Source organism: Bradyrhizobium sp. NBAIM08 (assembly GCF_020193935.1).
GTDB classification, from domain to species: domain Bacteria; phylum Pseudomonadota; class Alphaproteobacteria; order Rhizobiales; family Xanthobacteraceae; genus Bradyrhizobium; species Bradyrhizobium yuanmingense.
In genome coordinates, this window is record NZ_JADYVR010000125.1 from 1 (window position 1) to 486 (window position 486).

Genomic DNA, 486 nt, shown 5'->3' on the forward strand with positions numbered 1-486 from the left:
GGGCCGTGGCGACGGCGCCGCCCAGCTCCTCGACGACGCCCGCGCCGTCGAGGAGGCCGGCGCGTTCGCCGTGGTGCTCGAGATGGTGCCGAGCGCCGTCGCCGCCCAGGTCACCGAGGCGTTGTCGATCCCGACGATCAGCGTCGGTGCCGGGCCGCACTGCGACGGCCAGCTGATGGTGTGGACCGACTGGGCGGGGTTCGGCACCGGCCGCATCCCCCGGTTCGTCAAGCAGTACGCCGACGTGCGCGGCGTACTCCTCGACGGTGCGAAGGCATATGCCGACGACGTCAGGTCCGGCGAGTTCCCGGGGGCCGAGCACACCTTCTGAGGACTCAGAGGCACGGGGCCGAGGCAACCACCTGCGCCTGGTCGACCAGCGGGACTAGTGTGCCGCATGCGACGCTTCGTTCTCGCCATCTGTGGGCTGGTCTGCGTGACGACCTCCATCGCCGGCCCACTGTCCCGCCCTGCCGAGTCTGCCGA

Annotated in this window: 1 protein-coding gene; it reads left to right on the forward strand. The window is 71.6% G+C overall.

All coding sequences use genetic code 11. From position 1 onward, the window contains the following. The coding region (locus tag I6F37_RS38730) for a 3-methyl-2-oxobutanoate hydroxymethyltransferase (protein WP_225154177.1) at positions 1-331 on the forward strand (331 nt) is incomplete at its 5' end. Positions 332-486: the final 155 nt, after the last annotated feature.